18 protein-coding genes and 1 pseudogene are annotated in these 23,960 nt (G+C 46.6%); 5 read left to right on the plus strand and 14 right to left on the minus strand.

The genetic code is table 11. The annotated features are described in order from the left end of the window. Window positions 1-4: 4 nt before the first annotated feature. The 7 genes from ICV90_RS06695 to ICV90_RS06725 all read right to left on the minus strand — a co-directional run bounded on the left by ICV90_RS06695 (window position 5) and on the right by ICV90_RS06725 (window position 9,067). Window positions 5-481, minus strand: coding sequence for a TlpA disulfide reductase family protein (locus ICV90_RS06695; RefSeq protein ID WP_215357356.1), 477 nt, complete (start codon window positions 479-481; stop codon window positions 5-7). After that, window positions 478-1,725: a sialidase family protein gene (locus ICV90_RS06700; RefSeq protein ID WP_215357358.1), complete on the minus strand. Its 1,248-nt coding sequence runs from the start codon at window positions 1,723-1,725 to the stop codon at window positions 478-480. Before ICV90_RS06700 ends, ICV90_RS06695 begins: the two co-directional genes overlap by 4 nt. Window positions 1,726-1,727: 2 nt before the next feature. After that, on the minus strand, window positions 1,728-3,917 hold the full coding sequence (locus tag ICV90_RS06705; RefSeq protein ID WP_215357360.1) for a TonB-dependent receptor: 2,190 nt from the start codon (window positions 3,915-3,917) through the stop codon (window positions 1,728-1,730). 58 nt (window positions 3,918-3,975) lie between these two features. Then, entirely contained in the window at window positions 3,976-4,347 is a 372-nt protein-coding gene (locus ICV90_RS06710) for a DUF2946 domain-containing protein (protein WP_215357368.1), read from the minus strand. Window positions 4,348-4,460: 113 nt separating this feature from the next. Then, complete coding sequence (oxlT, locus tag ICV90_RS06715; protein WP_215357370.1) at window positions 4,461-5,723, minus strand: oxalate/formate MFS antiporter; 1,263 nt, start codon at window positions 5,721-5,723, stop codon at window positions 4,461-4,463. Window positions 5,724-6,269: 546 nt separating this feature from the next. Continuing rightward, window positions 6,270-6,737, minus strand: coding sequence for a DUF1854 domain-containing protein (locus ICV90_RS06720; RefSeq protein WP_215357378.1), 468 nt, complete (start codon window positions 6,735-6,737; stop codon window positions 6,270-6,272). Beyond that, complete coding sequence (locus tag ICV90_RS06725; RefSeq protein WP_215357380.1) at window positions 6,734-9,067, minus strand: ABC transporter ATP-binding protein; 2,334 nt, start codon at window positions 9,065-9,067, stop codon at window positions 6,734-6,736. The genes ICV90_RS06720 and ICV90_RS06725 overlap by 4 nt, the downstream gene beginning before the upstream one ends. Before the next feature lie 203 nt (window positions 9,068-9,270). On the opposite strand from ICV90_RS06725, the pseudogene cphA (ICV90_RS06730) reads away from it, so the two are divergent. Continuing rightward, window positions 9,271-11,451: pseudogene (gene cphA / locus ICV90_RS06730) on the plus strand (cyanophycin synthetase); the annotation flags it as partial. A gap of 12 nt (window positions 11,452-11,463) precedes the next feature. Further along, window positions 11,464-14,034 (plus strand): cyanophycin synthetase, encoded by a 2,571-nt coding sequence (gene cphA / locus ICV90_RS06735; RefSeq protein ID WP_215357384.1) that lies wholly within the window; start codon window positions 11,464-11,466, stop codon window positions 14,032-14,034. Between the two features lie 65 nt (window positions 14,035-14,099). Here the strand turns inward: cphA (ICV90_RS06735) and ICV90_RS06740 are convergent, their stop codons facing one another. Beyond that, entirely contained in the window at window positions 14,100-15,098 is a 999-nt protein-coding gene (locus ICV90_RS06740; RefSeq protein ID WP_215357393.1) for a class 1 fructose-bisphosphatase, read from the minus strand. 169 nt (window positions 15,099-15,267) lie between these two features. On the opposite strand from ICV90_RS06740, the gene ICV90_RS06745 reads away from it, so the two are divergent. After that, window positions 15,268-15,471, plus strand: coding sequence for a type II toxin-antitoxin system VapB family antitoxin (locus tag ICV90_RS06745; protein WP_215357394.1), 204 nt, complete (start codon window positions 15,268-15,270; stop codon window positions 15,469-15,471). A gap of 2 nt (window positions 15,472-15,473) precedes the next feature. Next, entirely contained in the window at window positions 15,474-15,857 is a 384-nt protein-coding gene (locus ICV90_RS06750) for a type II toxin-antitoxin system VapC family toxin (protein ID WP_215357396.1), read from the plus strand. Window positions 15,858-15,861: 4 nt separating this feature from the next. Here ICV90_RS06750 and pepN read toward each other — a convergent pair whose 3' ends face one another. The 5 genes from pepN to ICV90_RS06775 form a co-directional block, all read right to left on the minus strand. Next, the gene (gene pepN / locus ICV90_RS06755; protein ID WP_215357398.1) at window positions 15,862-18,471 is read right to left on the minus strand and encodes an aminopeptidase N; all 2,610 of its coding nucleotides are present in this window, start codon (window positions 18,469-18,471) and stop codon (window positions 15,862-15,864) included. 45 nt (window positions 18,472-18,516) lie between these two features. Next, on the minus strand, window positions 18,517-19,092 hold the full coding sequence (locus ICV90_RS06760) for a TMEM165/GDT1 family protein (protein WP_215357400.1): 576 nt from the start codon (window positions 19,090-19,092) through the stop codon (window positions 18,517-18,519). Between the two features lie 87 nt (window positions 19,093-19,179). Further along, on the minus strand, window positions 19,180-20,298 hold the full coding sequence (gene ald / locus ICV90_RS06765) for an alanine dehydrogenase (RefSeq protein WP_215357408.1): 1,119 nt from the start codon (window positions 20,296-20,298) through the stop codon (window positions 19,180-19,182). A 12-nt stretch (window positions 20,299-20,310) separates the two neighbouring features. Then, window positions 20,311-21,693, minus strand: a complete 1,383-nt coding sequence (locus tag ICV90_RS06770; RefSeq protein ID WP_215357410.1) for an amino acid permease — start codon at window positions 21,691-21,693, stop codon at window positions 20,311-20,313. A 245-nt stretch (window positions 21,694-21,938) separates the two neighbouring features. After that, a complete protein-coding gene (locus ICV90_RS06775) occupies window positions 21,939-22,688 on the minus strand; it encodes a ThiF family adenylyltransferase (protein WP_215357412.1) in 750 nt (249 codons plus the stop codon). A 22-nt stretch (window positions 22,689-22,710) separates the two neighbouring features. On the opposite strand from ICV90_RS06775, the gene pdxH reads away from it, so the two are divergent. After that, window positions 22,711-23,346 (plus strand): pyridoxamine 5'-phosphate oxidase, encoded by a 636-nt coding sequence (gene pdxH, locus ICV90_RS06780; RefSeq protein WP_215357414.1) that lies wholly within the window; start codon window positions 22,711-22,713, stop codon window positions 23,344-23,346. A 13-nt stretch (window positions 23,347-23,359) separates the two neighbouring features. Here pdxH and msrA read toward each other — a convergent pair whose 3' ends face one another. Then, window positions 23,360-23,932, minus strand: coding sequence for a peptide-methionine (S)-S-oxide reductase MsrA (gene msrA, locus ICV90_RS06785; protein WP_215357416.1), 573 nt, complete (start codon window positions 23,930-23,932; stop codon window positions 23,360-23,362). Between the last annotated feature and the right edge of the window lie 28 nt (window positions 23,933-23,960).

Below are 23,960 nucleotides of genomic sequence, written 5' to 3' on the forward strand. Positions count from 1 at the left end.
TTAATTATGGTTTAACTATCAAAGCATTTTGCAATTGCTGAAAGTCTACTAAGCCTGTTTTTCTGGTGGCTTTGCCATTTTTATCAATCACTATGGTTGTCGGTGTTTCACCATGCCATTTGGGATCAATTTCATAGCGCAAGCGCTCATCAAAAGGCGCTGCGACATAATAATTATTGGCCTTATCCAGATTTGCTTTGCTCAACATTTTTTTCATCGACTCGATTGATACATCATCAACCTGAATAAAAACTACTTTAGCGCTTGGATTGTTTTTGATAAACAAACCCCACTGCGGCATCTCTTTAACGCAGGATGGGCAAGTCACCCCCCAAAAATTAATAGCTAGAGGTCCACCATTTGCAGCTTTGATGATGGATTTCCAATCGCCTGCCTGATAAGGCTTCAGAGAAACTGGATCGGCAAAGGTAAACCCAGTCACCGATAAGGCGAGTATAAAAAAGAGCCAATATCTTTTCATTGCTTTTGTCCAATATTAATTAACTGGTATCCATCATGACGCGTAAGCCAGGATAAAAATACAAGATTCTCTTGAGCTAGCAACAAGGGATGATCACTATACCCTGCTGTACTAGATAGTATTTTAGGAGTTGCCCAAGTTTTTCCATTGTCGCTAGATTCTTTTAAATATACGGAAGATTGCACACCATCGAATTCTTTCCATACCAACCAAACTTGCTGGCCCAATGCCAATAGATATGGCCTGGATACATTGGCACTTTCAGAACCTACGCGACTAGGCTGGGAATAGGTGGCACCTTGATTGGTGGAATTGGCATAAAACACTCCAGAGCGCTTACTGCCTTGGGTATACCAAGCCACATGGTATGTACCGGCGTTTGATACGGCTATGGATGGCCCATGATGCGGGCAAGCATCCGTTTTCCAGTTGTCATCAGCCACCTTACGGATTGGTCCAGCACCTGAAGCTGAAATCACTTGACTTGCTTGATCCCGAATTCCGCCAGGAAATATTGCTCTGTACGCTAGCACCGGATTACCTTTTGGATCAAGGCTGCCACCGATGCGACAGCACTCACAACTACTCTCATTAGCAAAGCGCTCTGCCTGGAAGTTTTTGCCGCCATCCTGAGAAAAAGAATAGGCAATTGAGCCACCAAGACGATTTTGTCCACCCTGCTTCGCAGCAGAAACTAAACGCTTATCGATCCAAGAGATAAAAATATCGCCATCTGGCTTTATCAGAACGGATGGAAAACGCTGACTAGAGCTGTCATTGACCAAGGACTCTGGTTTGGTGAATGTCTTAGCCCCATCGGTCGATCTAGCAGTATTAATTTGCGCATTCCAGTTAGCATCTTTGAAAAATGCATATGCCAAAAAGACATTCCCTTGTTTATCAGCAACAATTTGCGGACGTGCATCAGCGCCAGCATCTAATGATTTACCGTGCTCAGCAATTTTGACTGCCGGTGAAAATGTTTTTCCTAAATCAGAAGACTGCGCAACAGCAACTACCCCATTTGCCGTCCATGCCAACAATAGCTTTCCATCCTGCGTAAAAAATGGGGTTGCAGCATTGGCGCACTCCAAACCAGCGCCCTGACAGGTATTGCCAGGCTTTGCGCTAACCATAGACGAATGATCCATTTGCATTTGCGCCTGCGCAGGAAAGCTCAGCGCCCCCAATAGAAGCGCTCCGAGCAATAAGAATCGATTAAAAGAGTATGGGATCGGATTCATGATTAGAAGATGATACGTGCACCTACAGAAATGGCTTGCGGCATACCTAAGACATAGCTTGAATTATTATTACCCGTACCGAATGTGATGTATTGGCGATTAAATAAGTTCACTGCGGAAGCATACACAGTCGTATTTTTTGTCATCTCGTAGTTAGCACGCAACCCCACTACCGCATAAGCAGCAACCGGCAAAGTATTGGCAGTGTTCATCCAAGAGCTGCCTACATAACGAATGGTCGCGGTAAAGCTGGCCTGCGGAACTGGGAAATAAGTTAAACCGCCACCTAAAATATTTTGCGGAACACCACCAACCTGCTTATTAATAGGGTCGCTTGTCGCACTCATCGTTAACTTGGTACTAGTGAATGCATAGTTAGCATCCGTAGCCCACTTTGAACTGATGTCGTGATGAAACTGGAACTCGATACCCTGACTCAGGAGATTTTGGTTATTGGTGTAGTAGCTAATGCTAGTGGAGTTACAAATTCCGACATTACCTGTGCCGGTGAGTGGATTGCCAGTGGCGCCACATAAGCTTTTGGCTAACGCTACGTCTGTGGCGCTCTTAGAAGAAAGACTGTAGCTAGCTACAGCATTCTGAATGTAGTTATTAAATGCGGTCAACTGCGCAAAGCCCCCCTTCCATCGATAATCTGTACCGACCTCGTAACCCGTCATAGTCTCAGGGGTTAAATTAGGGTTAGCAAAGCTATAGCCTGTTGAAGAACCATATGAACGAAGAGTGTTGTTCATACCCGGCGCATGGAATGCTTGATAAGCAGCAGAGCGTAAATCCCAGTCCTTACTCATCTTATATAACAAGCCAAGAGTGGGGCTCACCTGGGTCTTGCTTTGGTTGGGAATATTTTGATAGGCAGGATTGGCGCCATTCGGGCCCGCGTTGTAACTGGTTGGTGTTTGGCTATTCCATTGATCCACCCGGGCAGCTAAGGTTGTCTCTAGCGGAAAGGATTCCGCTTTAGACTTCAGTTGACCCATAAGCCCGTAAAAAGATTGTTGCCCTTGGGCATAATTTACCGCGGCTGAAGTGCCATTGTTGTTTAAGTTATTGGTTTGATTTGAGCCAGCAATATTGCGCGCATCCACCCCGACAACATATTGATCAATTAAGCCCACAACTTCTTGGGTGTATTGAGCAGAAGCGCCAACCGTGCTGTAAGGATCTTTGTAGTTCGCATTGATGTAGGGGGTATTGGCTGGAATATTGTTTGATTTTGTTGTGGTCGTTGAACCATTTTGCTTATTAAAGCCCGTGTTCTCATAGAAGAAATTGACATCTACCTTTGACTTGTCGTCTAAGCGGGTTGTTGTGCCACCAGCCAAATCCGTCTCTTGCATGATGTTAGTTGCAAAGGCATAACCCGAAGAGAGGTCGGACATGGTGTGATAACCCAAACGGAAGAAACCGTTAGTGTCTTGCGTTGCCTTGAAATAACCCTGCATTCTGACGTTGGAGTTATGTGAGGCAGCATCGCCCTGCCCGTTCTTGATACTGGTTGGTGATGCAGGTGAAATCGTTGCAATATTTTGATAGCCATCAGTATTGAAATAATCTGCCGAGAATCGTAGTTGGAGATTTTCAGACGCGATCAGATCCTTAGAGGCGGCTACGTTACCCGTACCAAATGCCCCGTAACTAGCTGATGCTTCTTGCTGACTGTTCACTGGCGTCTTGGTTTTGATATTAATGACGCCGCCCATGCCATAGTTACCCCACAAGCTAGAAACACCCCCTCGGATAAACTCAACCGAATCAATTGAGGACATGGGAACCAAATTCCACTGGACGGTTCCATAAAAAGCATCATTCGCTGGAACGCCATCGATCAATACCAAGGTTCTCGCATTACCCAGACCGCGCACATTAATGCTTTGACCAGTTGGGTCTTTTTGGTAATAAGGCGTGTCATTCAAAATAACGCCAGAGACATTTTTTAAAATTTGATCAATCGTTTGGTCTGGAGCTACCTCTAAGGCCTCCTTAGTCAAAACGGTTGTATTTAATGGGATCTCATCCAAAGGCGTACCAGAACGGGTTGCCGTTACAGTGACGCTTTTTAATTTCTGATCGTAGTCAGGTGGTGGGGCAATTTGCGCTTGCGCACTGATTAGTGCTGACCCAAATAGCATACCCACGCATGCGCTAATTTTCTTTTGCTGCAAAAACATTAAACTCTCCACACAACTTCATTGCCAATTACATAGCTAGGCTATGCCCTAATTTTGATTAGGCTTGTGCTGGTGGAGCTGCTGAAGGTGGGGTTACCCAAACAGCAAGTGGTTTAGGTGATTGATAGAAAAGCTGAGGCAACAGAGCTAAAGTCTGTGGAGCTTCAAATCTGAGATTAGTATTGAATGCCGGAGTGATAACACTCTGCGCCACGCAATACGGGCAAGGCTGCATTTGATTGGCAACGTATTGCCCATCATCTTGAACATCGATTTGCATCTTGCTGCCATCAACAGAACAAATCTCCATTGCAAAACCTTCGCCATGCTTAGCCATGGAAACTGCTTGAGATGCAGCTGGCGCAAGCGCACTCATTGCAATTGCCAAGGCAGCAATCCAGTGAACGAAGCGGTTTTTGGAGGAATTCATGATGGAGGAATTTTATCTGATTTCCACCTTTGACCAATGCTATCGAGCTTTACTTTATTTTGGGCAAACAAAAAGGGGTCCGAAGACCCCTTTTCTTAGGCTTTTGACCTGAATTACATAGAAGCAGAACGCTCGATGAGTTTGCGACGCATTGGGCGCAATACAAACCAAGCCAAGATCGCAGCAGTTCCATTTAAGAAACTCGCAACCCAGAACACCACTTCCCAGCCACCAGTAGTAGCCACCAATACGCTAGACAAAGGCACCAGCAATGAAGCAGTTCCTTTTGCTGTGTAGAGGAGACCTGCGTTACCAGCAGCATATGTTGATCCAAAAGTATCAGCGTTAGTTGATGGGAACAAGCTATAGATCTCACCCCATGCAAAGAACACTAAACCAGTTAAGAGAACAAACATGACTGGATCGCGACCGAGGTAATACAAACCGAGAATACCTAAGCACTCAAATGAGAAGCATAAGGTCATCGTTTGTTCGCGGCCAATCTTGTCAGACACCCAACCAAAGAAAGGACGGGTCAAGCCATTCAATACACGGTCAACAGTCAATGCAAAGGTCAAAGCAGGTAATGCCAAGCCCATCAAGCTCACAGTTACGCCAGCAATTTGGAAGTCTTTAGCAATTGGGCCTAATTGCGCTGTAGCCATCAAGCCACCAGCTGCAACCATCACGAACATGAGATACATGATCCAGAACACTGGTTGCTTGATCATTTCCATTGGGCGGAAGTCTTTGCGAGTCTGAACAACAGCAGCTTTCACAGTGGTGATAGCGCTCTTGATTGGCTTTGAAAGCAACAAGCTCAGAACAACAACGATGATGCCTTGCCAGATACCAAAGTACCAGAATGCATCTTGATAGCCTTGATTGGCAATCATATTAGCGATTGGAATAACAGTTAATGCGGAGCCTGCACCAAAGCCTGCAGCAGTCATACCAGCAGCCAAACCACGGCGATCTGGGAACCACTTGAGCGCATTACCTACGCAAGTACCATAAACAGCACCAGCACCTACACCACTAACAGCAGCAGCAACGTAGAGCATAGTCAATGTATCAGCATGAGCATTCATCATCCAGCCCAGGCCACACAAAATACCGCCACAGAAAACAACTGGGCGTGGACCAAACTTATCAACGAGGTAACCTTCGATTGGCACCAACCAAGTTTCAGTCAGCACGAAAATGGTAAATGCAACTTGAATCGCTGCGCGACCCCAACCAAACTTAGCATCGATTGGGTTTACAAACAAAGTCCAACCGTATTGCAAGTTTGCAATCATCGACATACAAATGATGCCAATTAGTAGCTGAAACCAACGACCTCCTAAAGGTCCTGCAGTTTTCTCGCCGCTCATCCTGAATCTCCTATTTTTACTTTTTATAAATACAAATCGCACCCAAAAATTTGGGTTATGTGATTTTTAAGCATTTACATATTTGAATACTTGACACTAATCAAGTTTTACTCAATTCCCCACTAGTGATTACCCTTGCCTTAACCCTATGAAATATAAGCTTTACAAGGGTAAATCATCGGTTTTTTTACCCCACTGACTAGCAGCAATAGGAAACAAAAAAGCCACCCGAAGGTGGCTTTTGAATTGCTGTAATTTTTTAAATTACATGCCGCGGTAAGCGCCGTCAAAATCATAGTGACGAGCAGGCTTTGCTTGGCTTGGTTTGCTTTCAGAAAAAAGCTGGTTAATCATATTCAATAAAACAGTCATTTGAATCTCCTTAAGGGTTAGTACCTAGAGTATAACCCTAATACTATTGCAGTGCAACAGGCCTAAAAAACGGGCAAAAGTGTCGTAAGCCTATGTTTTTACAAGGAATTAACTCAATTTAGGGGAAATGCCTGGGATACGCCTGTCCAATGGGGATTGGCGTGGCAAACCTTTTTAGCGGAACCGGTCTAGCAGTTTTTTACTGACTTTATCCAATTGCGTAGAGTCTTTGATGAGAAATTGCAGCCCGTTGGAATCGGCAATCAGCAATGTATTGCCAGCAATTCGACGAATATCTTCCTCGCCCTTGAGGCGAATTCGTGTTGGACCTCGGTCCGTTTCGATATCCCAAATACTAGGAGTAGCGAACGTAGAAACCTTAGTGATCCTCTCAATGACTGGCATGAACTCGCGCTCAGCCAGTTCTTCCTCGATCAACCCAAGTTCTGCTTCAGAAATAGCGGTGACATCCGGAAACCAGCAAAGCTCTTTTCCAGATTGATTCATGATGCCAATACCCGCAGCAGGCGCAGTAATTGGAAAAGCTCTGACAGGATGAACGCCAATGTGTCGCTCACCTTTGTTGTCGATAAAGACCAGACGGCCTAGCGCATCACGCTCTAGCTGATGAGTCGTACTCATACCCCACCCCCAACTTGCTTAGCAACTTCTTCCAGTTTTTCTTCTTGCACTTCTTCCAGACTTTCACCAATAGCACCGCCTTCAACAAGCTCCGCAGCATGACGCAGCTGGGCCTGATACAAGGTGTAATACGCGCCCTGAGCTTCCATCAATTGATCGTGAGAACCTATTTCTACAATCTCACCCTTATCTAGAACCACTAAGCGATCCGCTTTTCTTAAGGTGGAGAGACGGTGGGCGATTGCAATCGTAGTGCGGCCCTTCACCAGGTTATCCAAAGCGCGCTGGATTTCTTTTTCAGTAGTGGTATCAACAGATGATGTTGCTTCATCTAGGATCAGAATGCTTGGATTAATCAGCAGTGCTCGCGCAATTGATATACGCTGACGTTCACCGCCAGAGAGAGATTGGCCACGCTCTCCTACTAAGGAGTCATAACCTAGAGGAAGGCGAAGAATAAATTCATGGGCATGAGCGGCGCGTGCTGCCTCAATAATTTCTTCGCGAGTTGCATCTGGTTTACCGTAAGCAATATTCTCCGCAATCGTTCCAAAGAATAAAAATGGCTCTTGCAATACCAAGCCAATACGCTTGCGATAGTCAGCAATTCTGATACTGCGAATATCCCGACCATCCAAGGAAATCGATCCTGCGCTCACGTCATAGAAGCGGCAGATCAAGTTCACCAAAGTGCTCTTACCAGAACCACTATGACCTACTAGGCCAATCATTTCTCCGGGAGCGATATCTAAGTCAATGCCTTTAGAAACAGCACGATTACCATAACGGAAGCCGACGCCACGCAGGGAAATGCGGCCTTTGACTTCACCCAAAGGCGCTGGATTGATAGGCTCAGGGACGCTAGAGACGTGATCCAAAATATCAAAAATACGTTTAGCGCCAGCGGCTGCTTTCTGGGTATGAGAAACAATTCGACTCATGGAATCTAAGCGAATATAAAAACGTCCGATATAGGCCAAGAAAGCAATCAAGACGCCAACAGAAATTTTCTGATGCGCCACCTGCCAAATACCAAAGCCCCATACCACTAGTAAGCCCGTTTCAGTAAGCAAAGTTACCGTAGGAGAAAATAATCCCCATACGCGATTCACGCGATCATTGATTTGTAGATTATGTTTATTGGAATCCACGAAGCGCTTGAGTTCGCGGTCTTCTTGTGCAAATGCTTTGACTACTCGAATGCCCGGGATAGTGTCCGCCAAAATATTGGTTACTTCAGACCAGATGCGATCAATCTTTTCAAATCCAAAACGCAAACGATCGCGCACGACATGAATCATCCACACAATGAATGGCAATGGCGCCAAGGTAACCAAGGCCAGCAAAGGATCAATGGATACCAGGATGGCCGCGGTCATGGTGATCATCAACACATCGGTAGCAAAGTCAAGCGCGTATAAGGAGAGGAAAACGCAAATACGATCGGTCTCAGCGCCAATGCGGGCAATCAAGTCACCTGTTCTCTTGCCGCCAAAGTATTCCAGTGAAAGTTTAAGTAGGTGTTCGAAAGTAGTATTGCGTAAATCAGCACCAATGCGCTCACTCACCAATGCAAGTAAATAGGTCTTCCACCAACCTAAACCCCAAGCAACAATTGCTGCACCAAATAATGCAAACAGATACATGCTGGCCAAATGAAAATCAATTGGATTGCCGCGCTCATATGGAATCAACACGTGATCCATTAATGGCATGGTGAGATACGGTGGAATTAAAGTGGCGCCCGTAGATAACAGAGTCAACACAAAACCCAGTAGCAATTGTTTTTTGTAAGGGCGAGCAAAACGCCAAAGCTTGAAGAGCGTCCAAGTAGATGGCGGTGCATCATCCTCAGGATCACACGTCGGACAAGAATCAGAATTTGCTGGTTTTGGACTCAAACAAACCGGGCAGACCTGCTTGTCATACTCACTGACCTCACCATTGCTCAGCTCCTCGCCGCGAGTTAATTGCTTAAAACTGGATTGGAGGCGAAGTACCTGGGGATTTACCGCCAAGGTGAAATTCCAGGATCTCAATAATTTATCGGGAGTTTCCAGGCGCAAATGGCCTACTCCAGCATGATCACCGTGAATTAAATGGGTATTTGTCTCTAATTTCCAAGACTCAAACGCATTGCCGTCTGTCCAAAACAAGCCTTGTTCACTGAGTAAAAGCAGGCTTTTTTCAAAGCGTAAATCGAGGCCTAAATCGAGCTCAACCCAAGCTAGTAGGTCTTCAGAGCTCTTTACTGGGGAGGTTTCAGCCCCCAAAACAGCCAACCAATAGCTCGGTAGCACGGGGGCAAAAGGTAGGATTTGTGGCTTCATTGACCTTAAAAGTATAGTGGAGCTGAATTTTTTAGATTTATTGCTCCTGTCAACTTTAGAGGGTCAAAAGCCGTTAAATTGTCTATGTAGGCCCTTTTATGTATTTTTGCTGAATTTGTGAGTTTTTCAATAACTATTAGAAACAGAGAGACTGTCTGACGCGTCAACGCCAAAACCTGGCGCCGGCCATCGCAACACTGCATATGCCCCAATTACTAGATAAATCCATCGAGATTCTGAGCGTTAAGCATCTCCGTGGCCCCAATATGTGGACTTACCATCCCGTGATTGAGGTTTGGCTCGATATTGGCGATTTAGAGGACTACCCCTCTAACCTGATTCCTGGCTTTTATGAACGCTTAGTCAAAGCTCTTCCAAGCCTCGTTGAACATCGCTGTAGCTATGGTGAAACTGGCGGATTTTTAAAGCGTGTTGAAGAAGGCACCTGGCCTGCTCACATTCTCGAACACTTAACTCTTGAGTTACAAAACCTAGCCGGCATCCCTGGCGGCTTTGGTAAGGCACGTGACGGCGATAGGCGCGGCGTTTACAAAGTGATGGTTAGCGCTATCAATGAGGAGGTTACACTCACCGCTCTTAAATATGCGCGTGATCTTTATTTAGCTCTAGCGCAAGACAATGCTGACTGCGTTGCTCTTGTGCAAACCATCATTGAAAATTTACGTGATCTTGGCGATGATCTTTTGCTGGGTCCAAGTACAGCATGTATTGTGAATGCAGCTGAAGAGCGCGGTATTCCATCGATTCGTTTATCTGAAGGTAACCTGGTTCAACTGGGTTACGGTGCTAAACAACGCCGCATCTGGACAGCAGAGACCGATCAAACAAGCGCAATTGCGGAAACCATTTCTCGTGACAAAGATTTAACCAAGAGCTTACTTCGTAGCGCCGGAGTTCCAACACCTGAAGGTAGAACCGTTACTAGCCCTGATGATGCTTGGGAAGCGGCACAAGATATTGGCTTACCTGTAGTGGTTAAGCCGATCGATGGCAATCATGGCCGCGGTGTATTTATTAACCTGTATACCCAACAAGAAATTGAAGCTGCATATGCCGTTGCGATCGATGAAGGTAGTGAAGTTTTAGTTGAGCGCCACATTGTTGGTGATGAGCACCGCTTGCTAGTTGTAGGCAACAAGGTAGTTGCTGCGGCAAAGGGTGAAACCGTATGGGTCACTGGTGATGGCAAACATACTGTTCATGAACTGATTCAAATACAGATTAATTCTGATCCCCGTCGCGGCACCGCAGAAGAGCACCCTCTTAATCCTGTACGTATTGATTCTGCAGTAGAGCTCGAGCTGGCCCGTCAACAATTAAAAGGTGACAGCGTTCCTGCAATAGATCACAAAGTACTCATTCAAAGTAACGGCAACGTGGCATTTGATGTTACTGATTTAATTCATCCTGATGTTGCTAGCCAAGTAGCCTTAGCAGCTCGTGTTGTTGGCCTTGAAATTGCCGGTGTTGATTTAGTAGCGCAGGACATTAGCAAACCATTGGCAGATCAAAATGCTGCCATTGTTGAAGTCAATGCAGGCCCAGGACTTCTGATGCATCTCAAACCCGCAAGCGGCAAACCACAACCTGTTGGCAAAGAGATTGCGAATCATCTCTTTCCACCTGGGGTAGATTTCCGTATTCCGGTAGTTGGTGTCTGCGGTGAACGAGGCAAAACCCCTGTCGCCGAAATGATTGCCCATTTCTTACGCTTAACGAATGTCTATGTTGGCCTGTCTTGCAGTAAAGGCCTCTTCTTTGGTAACCGCGCTATTCCAAACTCCAATGCATCAAATTGGGAGAATGCCCGGCGCACCCTACTTAATCGCGCAGTAGAAGCTGTCGTGATTGAGAATAATCATTTATCGATGTTGATTGAGGGCTTAGCCTACGATCGCTGCCAAGTGGGTGTTGTTCTCAATGTGGATCCAAAGGCAAACTTCCCGCAATACGCAATTTATGATGAAGACCAAGTCTTCAGCGTTGTACGTACCCAGGTTGATGTCGTTCTTCCAACTGGTGTTGCTGTACTCAATGCTGATGATCCAATGTGTGTACAAATGGCCGAGCTTTGTGATGGTCAGGTGATCTTCTTTAGCGAAAATTCGGACTCTGAGATTGTCAAATCCCACTTAGCAAACGGTGGTCGTGCAGTTGTCATTGGCAAACAGCAAATTACCTTGAAGTCTGGAAAGCTGGATCAGAAATCCATTCCTGTGCCACGTCACTCTGAAGCCAACCACTCTACTCCTTGGAAGACCATGAATTTAGGTGCGGCTATAGCAGCAGCCTGGGCTCTTGAAATTCCATTCAATGTTATCGAAGCAGGCGCAGAAACATTCGTGCCTGATGCCACTACTGCTACAGGGGCTTAATTGGAAATTACTCGTATTCGCATGTTGCGCGGCCCAAATTTATGGAGCCGCCACACCGCTTTAGAAGCGATTGTTTCTTGTGATGAGTCTGAACGCTCAATCGATTCTATCCCTCAATTTGAAACTAAGATTCGCGAGCGCTTCCCTCAACTAGGTAGCATGCGTCGCGGTGGGCACAATGAGGTACTTTCTTTAGCTCATGCTCTTGAACATGCGGCGCTTGGACTTCAAGCGCAAGCGGGTTGCCCCGTCACCTTTAGTCGCACAGTACAAACAGTCGATACCGGCGTTTATCAAGTCGTAGTGGAATATACCGAAGAAGTAGTTGGTCGCATGGCTTTTGACTTTGGTTTTGCTTTGATTCAAGCCACCCTCAACGATGCACCATTTGATCTTGCTGCCGCCCTCTCAGAGTTAGAAGCTCTTTACGAAGACGTTCGCCTTGGACCAAGTACTGGATCCATTGTTGATGCAGCAGTACAGCGCAATATCCCCTACCGCCGGATGACCGAAGGCAGCATGGTGCAGTTTGGTTGGGGTAGCAAACAGAAACGCATTCAAGCTGCAGAGACTAGCGACACCAGCGCGATTGCTGAAGCGATTGCTCAGGATAAAGAACTCACCAAGAACTTACTTGCCGCTGCCGGCGTATCCGTTCCCATTGGCGAAGTAGTTACCACTGCAGACGATGCTTGGCGTGCCGCTCAAAAAATTGGTGGTCCGATTGTTTTAAAGCCGAAAGATGGCAATCAAGGCAAAGGCGTTGTTGCCAACATTCAAACTGAAGAAGAGGTTCGGGCTGGCTTTGTTGTGACTCAAGCCTTTGGTCGTGAAACTATTGTTGAGCGCTATCTCCCTGGTGCAGACTACCGCTTGCTCGTAGTTGGCAATCGGCTCTCAGCCGCCGCTCGTCGTGAGCCAGCACAAGTAGTTGGCGATGGAAGTCACTCCGTTGCAGAGCTAGTTGAAATCGAGAATAAAAATCCATTGCGTGGCGATGGCCATGCAACAGCTTTAACCAAGATTCGCTTTGATGACATTGCTATGGCGCATCTCGCAAGCTCTGGCCTCACTCCACAATATGTGCCCAAGACTGGCGAACGCGTTTTACTCCGCAATAACGCCAATCTCAGTACCGGCGGAACCGCTACTGATGTTACTGACGATGTTCATCCAGACGTGGCAGCAAGTGCAGTGGCTGCCGCCCAGATGATTGGACTGGATATTGCTGGTGTAGATATCCTTTGTGAAAATATTTACAAGCCATTGGAACAGCAAGGTGGCGGTATCGTTGAAGTCAATGCCGCACCTGGTTTACGTATGCACCTCAAGCCTTCGTATGGCAAAGGACGCCCCGTTGGCGAAGACATCATCAATATGATGTTCCCGCTAGGTGAAGATGGTCGCATTCCAGTGGTAGCGGTTACCGGTACAAACGGTAAAACTACTACAGTGCGCCTTATTGCTCACCTGTTAAATGAAACTGGCCTACGCGTTGGCATGACAGGGACTGATGGCGTTTACATCAATCATCGCCTCATTGATACCGGCGATTGCAGCGGACCGAAGAGCGCCCGAAATGTCCTGATGCATCCAGATGTAGATGCAGCTGTACTTGAAACTGCTCGCGGTGGAATGCTCCGCGAAGGTCTTGGCTTTGATCGTTGCGAAGTTGCGGTTGTAACTAATATTGGCGAAGGTGATCACTTAGGTCTTAATTACATCACCAGCGTTGAAGATTTAGCCATTCTCAAGCGCGTGATTGTGCAAAACGTTGCCCCAACCGGTGCCGCAGTACTCAATGCGGCAGACCCAATGGTTGTGAAGATGGGTGATAAGTGTTCTGGTCGAGTGATTTTCTTTGCCCAAAATCAACATCACCCAGTCATTGCTGCTCATCGCGCCAAGAATAAAAAAGTCATTTATTTTGATGGCACCTACATAGTTGCCTCCAAGGGATCACGCGTGATGTATCGCTTCCCCGTAAGCGAAATTCCCCTGACCCAAAATGGCGTACTGGGCTTCCAAATTGAAAATGCTATGGCCGCGATTGGCGCAGCCTGGGCCCTTGGTCTTGATGCCGAAAAGATTGCGCGCGGTTTACATAGCTTTGAAAGCGATCCGAATTCCGTACCGGGACGCTTTAATCAATTCCAACACAATGGCGCCACCGTCATTGCTGACTACGGCCATAACCCCGATGCTATGCGCGCTCTTACTAGCGCAGTTGAGGCCATGAAACCGAAGAAGAGCCATGTGGTTATTAGTGGTGCAGGTGATCGCCGTGACGAAGATATCCGTGATCTAACCCGTATCTTGGGCAACTCATTTGACAACGTCATTCTTTATCAAGATGCTTGCCAGCGTGGTCGTGAAGATGGTGAGGTATTAAAGCTATTGCAAGAAGGCTTAGTTGGCGCAACTAAGGCCAAACAAGTCAAAGAGATTCATGGTGAATTCAAGGCCATTGATACAGCACTAAATGATCTTGCTGCAGGCGATATTTGCTTGATTCTGATTGACCAAGTGGAAGAGTCACTTGCTTACCTTAAGCAACAAGTAAGACCTTAAGAACAACTTTTGCCAATAAAAAACCCAATCAATCGATTGGGTTTTTTATTATGAAGTGAGATTACTTATGCGTGATAGTGCATGATGCGATCAATCTCTTCTTTTGAGCCGAGCATTACAGAAACACGCTCATGGAGATCAGTTGGCTGCAAATCCATAATGAGATCCGTGCCATTGGTAGAGGCACCACCCGCTTGCTCTACCAGAAAACTCATTGGATTTGCCTCGTACATCAAGCGTAACTTACCTGGCTTGTGTGGTTCACGCTGATCCCATGGATACATAAATACCCCGCCACGAGATAAAACACGGTGCACATCCGCCACCATGGAAGCGATCCAACGCATATTGAAATCCTTGTCACGCGTCCCACTAACGCCAGCTAAGCACTCTTCAACATAACGACGAACCGGGTCAGCCCAATGGCGCATATTGGACATATTGATTGCAAACTCTTTAGTCGAATGAGAAATCTTGACCGCATCCTTGATGAGCAAAAACTCACCAGTCACCTTATTCAAGGTAAACATCACCACACCATCACCCAAGGTTAAGGCCATCGTGGTTTGAGGACCATACACCACATAACCCGCAGCAACTTGATGACGTCCTGACAATAAAAAGTCAGAGGTCTGTAACGGTGCATTCGGGTCCCGCTTCTTGAGGACTGAGAAAATGGTTCCAATCGAAACGTTCACATCAATATTCGATGAGCCATCAAGTGGATCAAATAACAGAAGGTAGTCACCTGTACCTTGAACTGGAACTGGCAGCTCCATCTCTTCTGAAGCTAAACCTGCGAGTGATTTACAAGCCTTTACGCCGTCGATCAGCAAATCGTTTGCAATGATGTCGAGCTTTTGCTGAACTTCGCCCTGTACGTTGCCAGTGCCCGCGGAACCCAATAAGCCAATCAAGGCGCCCTGCGCTACTTCATGACTGAGAGTTGAGCAGGTATTAACAACCGCGGTCAGCAAATCTTGCAATCCAACCGGGATAGCGGCGCCAGCCGGCTTTGTGGAGGCCAAATATTGCTTGAAATTAATATGGGTACTTGAGGACAAAGGTATTTCTCCAAAGCTCTATTGAAATTAAGGTCTATTTTGCCTTGTTCCGAATGCCAACCTCAAAATATTGATATTTCCCATCTAAATGATCATTTGGGCACTAAACCACTCTAATTTTGATGTTATTTTAGATGTTATAATGCATCAATAATGATGAGGGATATATATGAGAACTACTGTCACGATTGACGACGATCTATATCAAAGAGGTTTGGATCTTGCTGACCCTGATATGGATAAAGCTGATCTCTTTAGGGAGGCCATTAACGTATTCATAAGAGTTCAAGTTGCTAAGAGGTTGGTAGCATTGGGTGGTAAATCACCTCAGATGAAGGCTACTCCTCGCCGCAAACCGAAGGATGGCCAGTAATCATGACCATGGTTTTAGTTGACACATCAGTCTGGGTAGCTCACTTTAGAAAGTCAAATGCATCTTTCGAAGCTCTACTACTAAATGACCAAATACTGTGTCATCCCCTAATCCAAATAGAATTAGCCTGCGGATCACCCCCATCGCCACGCTCTAAAACCTTGGGCTATATTAAAAAATTACGACAAGCAACTATAGCCACCCCTTATGAAATATTGGAGTTTATTGAAAAGCATCAACTCCAAGAGTCTGGATGTGGGGCTATTGATATGTCACTCCTTACATCAACTCTGCTTTCAGAAAATGCCCAGCTTTGGACTCTGGATAAGAGCCTAGAAAAGCTTGCAATTCGATTGGGTATTTCGTACGGCAATAAGCTCCATTAACTTCTTAGTTACCCAGCGCCTTTCCAATCACTTCCCTTACATCGGGAGAGAGTGTTGGGCATGCAGAAACACGCTCTAGAGCTGCTTTCATATGATCTTGATAGGGTTGAGCAAATAAACGCCAGCGGTCCAGCGCTCTTGCAAGACGAGCCGCTACCTGGGGATTGATGGGATCAAGAGCTAATACGCTATCGGCCCAGAACTCATAACCACTGCCATCCGCCTGATGAAAGCTAGCTGGATTGTTAGCGCAGAACGAATGAATCACGCTACGAACTCGGTTTGGATTATTTAGCTTGAACGCAGGATGCTCACGGAGCTTCTTCACCTCGGCGAGAGTGGAGTCAAGACCGTCAACAGGGGGGCGACTAGATTGCAGGCCAAACCACTTATCGATTACCAAGGCGTCATTCGCAAATCGATTGTAAAAATCAATTAAGCAATCTTTAGCTTGTTTTGCGCCGTGCACCACTAATGCAGATAAGGCCGCATAACGGTCAGTCATATTGTCAGCAATTTGATATTGATTGGCTGCCATTGGTGCCCATACTGCTGGTGCCGCCTCCAGCAACATACTCAATGCTAGATTTTTCAGGGCACGCTTACCAGCATCTACCCCATCAGACTTAAATGGTCCAGGTGTTTGCATCTGCTGATACAAGGCGGCCCACTCAAGTTGCAGCTGTTTGGCAATCTCTTTACGGAAAGCGCGTCGCGCAGAAAATATCTCCTGAGGATCAACGCTCGTGCATTGCTCATACAAATAAGACTCTGCAGGCAGCGTTAAAGCCAGATCTTTAAAGGCGGGATCCAAATTAGGGTCTAGCAAAATATTGCGATACGCCTCAATCAATTTCTCATCCGGCAAACGATGATTCAGAATCATTTGCATCGCTAACTTCTGACCAGCTTCCCAACGATTAAATGCATCATCATCACTTGAGAACAAAGTCAGAAGATCTGCCTCGGATTGCTCAAAATCTAAATTAATCGGCGCAGAGAAGTTGCGATTGATTGAAAGCACTGGTCGCTCTTCAATATCGTCAAAAGTCCAGGTTTGACTCTCTTGCGTTAATTCCAATAGCTGTTCAGCTTGGTCATTTGCCTTGGTAATTAAACGCATCTTCAGCGGAATATGAAAAGGCTTCTTCTCCGGCTGGCCTGGGCTAGGCGCACAACTTTGCGTCAGCGTCAGCTGATACTGCTTCTTAGCGGCGTCATAGCACTCTTGCACCTTAACCCTTGGGGTGCCTGCCTGGCTGTACCAATTCTTAAACTGAGTCAGGTCCTTGCCATTGGCGTCTGCCATCGCAGCCAAGAAATCATCGCAGGTAACCGCCTGACCATCATGGCGCTTAAAGTAGAGATCCATTCCTTTGCGGAAGCCGTCTTTACCCAAAAGAGTTTGATACATCCTAACAACTTCTGAACCCTTCTCATAGACAGTAACGGTATAAAAGTTATTGATTTCTTGATACTCATCCGGACGAATTGGATGCGCCATCGGACCCGCATCTTCAGGAAATTGCAATTGACGAAGCAAGCGAACATCTTCAATTCGCTTTACCGCCCTACCGGATTCACTACCCATTTGATCAGCAGAAAACTCTTGATCTCTAAATACAGTCAAACCTTCTTTCAGGGATAGCTGGAACCAATCCTGGCAAGTAACGCGGTTACCTGTCCAATTATGGAAGTATTCATGAGCAACGACACTCTCAATATTGGCAAAGTCTGCATCTGTCGCAGTTTCTGGCTGAGCAAGAACAAACTTGGTATTGAAAATATTCAACCCTTTGTTCTCCATTGCGCCCATATTGAAATCGCTTACCGCCACAATCATGAAGCGCTCTAAATCCAACTCCAGTCCAAAACGCTTTTCGTCCCAATGAATAGAGGCAATTAGGGAGTCCATGGCATGTCGAGTCTTCTTGAGGTCATGCGGCTCAACCCAGATCTGCAGTAACTTCTTAGCGCCGCTGCTAGTGGTGATGGTCTCCTCAATACATTCCAACTTACCAGCAACTAAGGCAAACAAATAGGATGGCTTAGGAAACGGATCTTCCCAAGTAGCGCTATGCCATCCATTAGGTAGTTTTTCTGTAGTCAGTAAGTTGCCGTTGGATAACAGCACCGGGCACTCTGTTTCGCGCGCACGCAATGTCACGCGATAACGCGCCATCACATCTGGGCGGTCCAAGAAGTAAGTAATCTTTCTGAAACCTTCTGCTTCACATTGAGTGAAAAAGTTCCCGTTGGAAACATACAAGCCCATCAGAGTAGTATTTTTTTCTGGGACGCAAACGCAAATAATTTCTACGACAAACTTTTCTTTACCTTCATTTGGCAGCGTATGAATCGTTAGTGTTTCTGGTGTTAATTCAAAATGACGATGAGCCTCACCATTGATGCGCAAACTAACAAACTCAAGCTCTTGCCCGACCAAAACCAAGGGGGCTCCTACCTTAAAACTTTTGCCTGGCAAAACCTCAATACGACTTTTCACAATAGTTCGCGCTGGATCCAGAGCGATATCGAGTTCGACTTGATCGAAGGTGTATACAGGCGGTAAGTATTCGAGCCTACGAAAGCTCTGGGGGAGATCAGTTTTCATGAGCCTATTTTAAGTCTTGGCTGGCAGACGGGTTGGTTCGCTATCTCAGGCCCATATCAGGGTAGCCAAGCCAATTGCAATAAAGGTGACGGCTGCCACTGCATGCACCCACTTAATGGGCACACGTTTCGTGAATTTCTGACCAATCCAGACGGCGGGGGCATTTGCCAGCATCATCCCCAATGTGGTGCCAACCGTTACGGAGAATACGTCCTCGTAACGGGCGCCTAAGGCAATGGTCGCTATTTGCGTCTTATCGCCCATCTCGGCCAAAAAGAACAAGCCTACCGTGAGCAAAAATACTTGGAGAGCCCTATCAGTTACCCTAGAGCCAGCTGCATCATCGATATGATCTGGCACAAGTAACCATAAGCCGATTCCTAAAAAACTCAAACCCAAAATCCAACGCATCACATCTGGCGACACTAAAGTCGTAAGCCAATGACCTAATAATGCAGCACAGGCATGATTAGCAATAGTGGCAATAAAGATGCCTGCAATGATCGCTAATGCTTGCTTGGGATAGCGAGCCGCAAGCATTAATGAAAGCAATTGGGTTTTATCCCCCATCTCTGCTAGGGCAACTACCCCGGCAGAGAGGGTTAAGGCTGAAAAATCCATAAATGATGTGGGTCCAGTAAGTTTTGCGTATCAGAGATAGTTTAAATCCTAGCGCTCACTAGACCCACTCATTTTGGAAATATATTGCTATGCCACTAAAAGCTCCTCAGCCAGCGCATAGTCTAGGCCCTGAGCCATTGCAACTGGCTTTGATGTCAACACCCCTTTGTGCACATTCAAACCATTGCGCAGGTGATGATCAATTGAGAGTGCCTTCATCACCCCCCGGTTTGCCAAAGCCTCAACAAACGGATAAGTTGCATTGGTTAAGGCAAAGGTAGATGTTCTCGCAACTGCTCCAGGCATATTGGCTACGCAATAATGCAGTACGCCATCTACTAAAAAGGTTGGATCAGCATGCGTAGTAGGCTTGGATGTTTCAAAACAACCGCCTTGATCAATGGCAACATCCACCACAACCGAACCAGGCTTCATTGTTTTAATCATTTCACGCGTCACCAACTTTGGAGCTGCTGCCCCAGGTAGCAAAACTGCTCCAATCACGACATCCGCTTCACACACTTCTTGCTCAATCAACAAGCTGTCAGAATAAAAAGTTCTGACGCGATTGCCATAGAACATATCGATCTGACGCAAGCGATCAATATCACGATCAAAGATGCAAACATCAGCCCCCATACCGACCGCCATTTGCAAAGCGTTACGGCCCACGACGCCACCGCCCAGAATGACAATCTTGGCCGGTGATACGCCAGGTACACCCGCCATCAACACACCTAAGCCACCATTGGTTTTTTCTAAATGCGATGCAGCTGCCTGGATGGACATGCGACCCGCTACTTCACTCATGGGCGCCAAAAGAGGGAGAGCGCCATTCATAGCAGTCACTGTTTCATAAGCAATGCAGGTAGCGCCTGATTGCAACAAAGCTTTTGTCTGCCTCGGATCTGGGGCTAAGTGCAAATAGGTAAACAGAATTTGGTCCTCGCGCAACATAGCGCACTCTTGCGCCTGAGGCTCTTTGACTTTCACAATCATCTCGGCCCTATGAAATACTTCAGCCGCACTATTGACCAGGCTAGCACCAGCAAGTCGATAAGACTCATCCGTTAAGCCGATTTGCTCACCCGCTCCTCTCTGGATCAGGACAGAATGTCCCTGCTTACAAAGTCCGCTGACATTACCTGGGGTTAATCCCACCCGAAACTCATTATTTTTTACTTCTTGAGGTACGCCAATAATCATTACCTTCTCCTATTATTTAAAGTCACGCTGGTTTGCTGTTTTGCGATGTAACCCCACGACATAGAACATTGCGAGATACACGCCCAATAAACACGGCCCCACTATGAGTGCGATCCGTGCATCCTCATGAAAGCCCATTAGCACCACAACCAAAGCAATGAATGCCAAAGCAAACCATGAGGAATAAGGCCACCAGGGAGCGCGATACCCTAATTCCGCCACTTGGGATTTAGAGAGCGAGCGACGGAATTTGATCTGTGTAAACAAGATCGCGATCCAAACCATTAAGCCAATAAAGGTCACTGCAGCCATCATGTATTGAAAGGCTTTGTCAGGCACAAAGTAGTTCAGTACTACGCCCGACATACAGACCCCAACCGTAGTCATCACTGCACGATGAGGAACGCCATACCTAGAAAGCTTTGAAAAAGATCTAGGAGCGTAGCCGTTAGACGATAAGGAGTACAACAAGCGTCCACCGCTAAAGATACCTGCATTACAAGAAGAGAGTGCTGCAGTGATCACGACAAAGTTAATTAAGCCAGCTGCCTCTCGCAAGCCCAGCCTCTCAAACATCACCACAAATGGACTGCCTTGCTGCCCAACTTGATTCCAAGGAAAGATTGCCAAAATAACCAGGATGGCGCCCATGTAAAAAATCAGAATGCGCCAAGCCAAAGAATCAATGGCCATCGGAATGGTTTTTTGTGGGTTCTCAGCCTCGCCCGCAGAAAGACCAATCATTTCTATACCAACATAAGCAAACAAGACCATTTGCAATGAGAGCAACATTCCACTAATGCCATTTGGAAAGAAGCCACCGTGCTGCCATAAATTACTGAGGCCAATGGGCTGCCAATCATTCGTAAAACCAAACAAGATAACCGAACCTCCCAGTGCAATCATGGCGACAATCGCCACCACTTTGATCAGGGCAAACCAAAACTCAAACTCCCCAAATACCTTTACGGCAATCAGATTGATTAAGCCCATCATCACAATGGAGGACAGTGCCCAAATCCACTGCGGCGTTTCAGGAAACCAAATGCCCATATAGATGCCAACCGCTGTAACTTCAGCAATGCCAACCACAATCCAATAAGTCCAGTATCCCCAGCCCACCATATACCCCGCCAGTGGACCCACATAGGTATTGGCGTAGGCCGCGAAAGAACCGGCTACAGGTTCATGCACCGCCATCTCACCAAGCGTCCGCAGAACAATGAAAGCAACAATGCCTGCCAGCAAATAACCCAGAAGAATGGATGGGCCCGCTATTTGAATTGCGCTTGCTGACCCTAGAAATAATCCAACGCCGATCGTTGAGCCTAAGGCCATCAAACGAATATGCCGTACTTTGAGGTGACGTTTTAAGCCATTGTGTTCAGTCTGCAAGAGAGACCTCCTTTCGATTTGTCGTTGGCGATTTACCAACGGAGCAAAGTCTAGGGAGGACTGGTGATCAGCACTAGGGGAGAAAAATTACTAAAGTGACTAATTAAATAAATCTATTTAGACAAATATTGAAATGCCTTTGAAATCAACGCAGGGATTGAAATAAATTATTTCTGATTGCAAAAGAATCAGTAATTTCCTACAGGGAATCCCCTTAAGGATTTACAGCAATGTTTGAGAAAAACTTACTGTGCAGAGATGAGATTCAGAATTTCTGCGGCAGCTGCAAGCCCACAAGCAGCCGTTACCATCACGGTAGAGCCATAGCCCGAGCAGGCCAGACCTCCGCTGGAAGCCCCCGCTCGTGGTTCATGCGAGTAGATCGCACGAATGCCAATTTTTTTCTTCAGATTTCTGGAGAACCCATGATCTTGTCTGAGTCCTTGGCGAACCTTAGCCAATAAAGCATCTTGTTCAGTACGAGAAAGATCTTCGCAGCGCACCGATGTGGGATCTGACTTCCCTCCAGCGGCGCCACACATAACTAAAGCACGATTATTTTTCACGGCCCACACTGATAAAGCAATTTTGGTTTGTACTGAATCGGTCGCGTCTAATACCAATGCATTTTCTGGAATAAGTCGATCTAAGTTTTCTGGCTCCAAAAATTCATCACAAGCAGTCAAATTGATCTCTGGATTAATTTGCAGAATGCGCTCCTTCATCGCCTCGACTTTTGCTTTGCCGAACTGCCCTTCTATGGCGTGCAGCTGTCGATTGGTATTGCTTTCGGAGATATGATCAAAATCAATGATGACAAGGTGCCCGACACCCGTACGAGCTAAGGCCTCTGCCGCCCAGGACCCAACACCCCCTAGACCAGCCACCACTACCGTTGCATTCAGAAAGCGCTCGCGCAGTTCTGGCCCATAGAGTCGTGAGACCCCGCCAAAACGACGATTTTCTAAGCTGCCTTCTACCTTGTCTTCTGCCATAGCTTCTCTTTATACTGAATAAATGGACTCCATTGCACAACTTCGCAAAAACTATACCTTTGGTCAGCTCTCAGAGACCGAGGTTCCCCAAGACCCGCTCCAGCTTTTCAAGCTTTGGTTTGATCAGGCGGTGAAAGCAGAATGTCCTGAACCCAACTCCATGACCTTGGCAACGGCTAACCAAGCTGGCAATCCATCAGCCCGTATTGTCTTACTAAAAGGCGCAGACCAAAACGGCTTCACCTTTTTTACTAACTACGAGAGTCAAAAAGGCAAAGACTTGGCCATCCGCCCTCAAGCAGCCCTCCTCTTCCATTGGCATGAATTAGAGCGCCAGGTACGTATTCAGGGTGCTGTTGAGCGGGTTAGCGCAGCCGAAAGCGATGAGTATTTCCATTCTCGCCCAGCCCCCTCCAGAATTGGTGCCTGGGCCTCGCCTCAGAGCACTGCCATCCCAAACCGTGAATTCTTAGAAGAAGCGGAAAAACGTTTTAAGACAGAGTTTGGTGATACACCCCCACGCCCAGAGAATTGGGGTGGTTACCGCTTACGCCCTACTGAAATTGAATTCTGGCAGGGACGCCCATCTAGATTGCATGACCGCATGCACTACAAACTAGAAGGTGCCAACTGGCGAGTAAATCGCCTAGCACCCTAGAGACTGTTAACCCTCAGGAATATTGTGGCGCTATGAGCGATTTAAATTTCGCTCTAAATTTAGCCAGCTTAGGCGCAACTACCGCCATGCAATATCCTTGGTTAGGGTGCTGCTGAAAATAATTCTGGTGATAGTCTTCTGCAGGATAAATGGTTGGCGCAGAATCGATCTGCGTCACCACTGGATTAGCATAAATTTTTGAATCCTCAAGTTCTTGCACAACCTCGTGCGCAATCTTGAACTGCCCTTCACTATGCGTAAAAATCACCGAGCGATATTGCGTGCCATGATCATTGCCTTGATAGTTCAAGGTAGTCGGATCATGAATCACGAAAAAGATTTCTAATAAATCCCTAAATGAAACAATTTGCGGATCAAACAAGATGTCGACAATTTCGGCATGGCCAGATACACCCGTGCAAACAGCCTCATACGTCGGATTAGGTCTAGCGCCACCGGCATAGCCAGAAACCACCGACCGAACTCCAGAAATTTGCTGGTAAACCGCTTCCAAACACCAAAAACAGCCCCCACCCAAGGTGGCACGCTCTAAAAGAGGTTCTTTTTTATCTAAATTTGTTTCCATGGCTTTATCCTAATGCCTTATTCCAATA

Origin of the sequence: Polynucleobacter sp. JS-JIR-II-b4 (assembly GCF_018687815.1) — a bacterium.
Lineage (GTDB): Bacteria > Pseudomonadota > Gammaproteobacteria > Burkholderiales > Burkholderiaceae > Polynucleobacter.

What these genes read in the sequence shown, in the direction of transcription:
- ICV90_RS06695 (WP_215357356.1), bottom strand. Translation starts at nt 481, where the DNA reads ATGAAAAGATATTGGCTCTTTTTTATACTCGCCTTATCGGTGACTGGG.
- ICV90_RS06700 (WP_215357358.1), bottom strand. Translation starts at nt 1,725, where the DNA reads ATGAATCCGATCCCATACTCTTTTAATCGATTCTTATTGCTCGGAGCG.
- ICV90_RS06705 (WP_215357360.1), bottom strand. Translation starts at nt 3,917, where the DNA reads ATGTTTTTGCAGCAAAAGAAAATTAGCGCATGCGTGGGTATGCTATTT.
- ICV90_RS06710 (WP_215357368.1), bottom strand. Translation starts at nt 4,347, where the DNA reads ATGAATTCCTCCAAAAACCGCTTCGTTCACTGGATTGCTGCCTTGGCA.
- oxlT (WP_215357370.1), bottom strand. Translation starts at nt 5,723, where the DNA reads ATGAGCGGCGAGAAAACTGCAGGACCTTTAGGAGGTCGTTGGTTTCAG.
- ICV90_RS06720 (WP_215357378.1), bottom strand. Translation starts at nt 6,737, where the DNA reads ATGAGTACGACTCATCAGCTAGAGCGTGATGCGCTAGGCCGTCTGGTC.
- ICV90_RS06725 (WP_215357380.1), bottom strand. Translation starts at nt 9,067, where the DNA reads ATGAAGCCACAAATCCTACCTTTTGCCCCCGTGCTACCGAGCTATTGG.
- ICV90_RS06745 (WP_215357394.1), top strand. Translation starts at nt 15,268, where the DNA reads ATGAGAACTACTGTCACGATTGACGACGATCTATATCAAAGAGGTTTG.
- ICV90_RS06750 (WP_215357396.1), top strand. Translation starts at nt 15,474, where the DNA reads ATGACCATGGTTTTAGTTGACACATCAGTCTGGGTAGCTCACTTTAGA.
- pepN (WP_215357398.1), bottom strand. Translation starts at nt 18,471, where the DNA reads ATGAAAACTGATCTCCCCCAGAGCTTTCGTAGGCTCGAATACTTACCG.
- ICV90_RS06760 (WP_215357400.1), bottom strand. Translation starts at nt 19,092, where the DNA reads ATGGATTTTTCAGCCTTAACCCTCTCTGCCGGGGTAGTTGCCCTAGCA.
- ald (WP_215357408.1), bottom strand. Translation starts at nt 20,298, where the DNA reads ATGATTATTGGCGTACCTCAAGAAGTAAAAAATAATGAGTTTCGGGTG.
- ICV90_RS06775 (WP_215357412.1), bottom strand. Translation starts at nt 22,688, where the DNA reads ATGGCAGAAGACAAGGTAGAAGGCAGCTTAGAAAATCGTCGTTTTGGC.
- pdxH (WP_215357414.1), top strand. Translation starts at nt 22,711, where the DNA reads ATGGACTCCATTGCACAACTTCGCAAAAACTATACCTTTGGTCAGCTC.
- msrA (WP_215357416.1), bottom strand. Translation starts at nt 23,932, where the DNA reads ATGGAAACAAATTTAGATAAAAAAGAACCTCTTTTAGAGCGTGCCACC.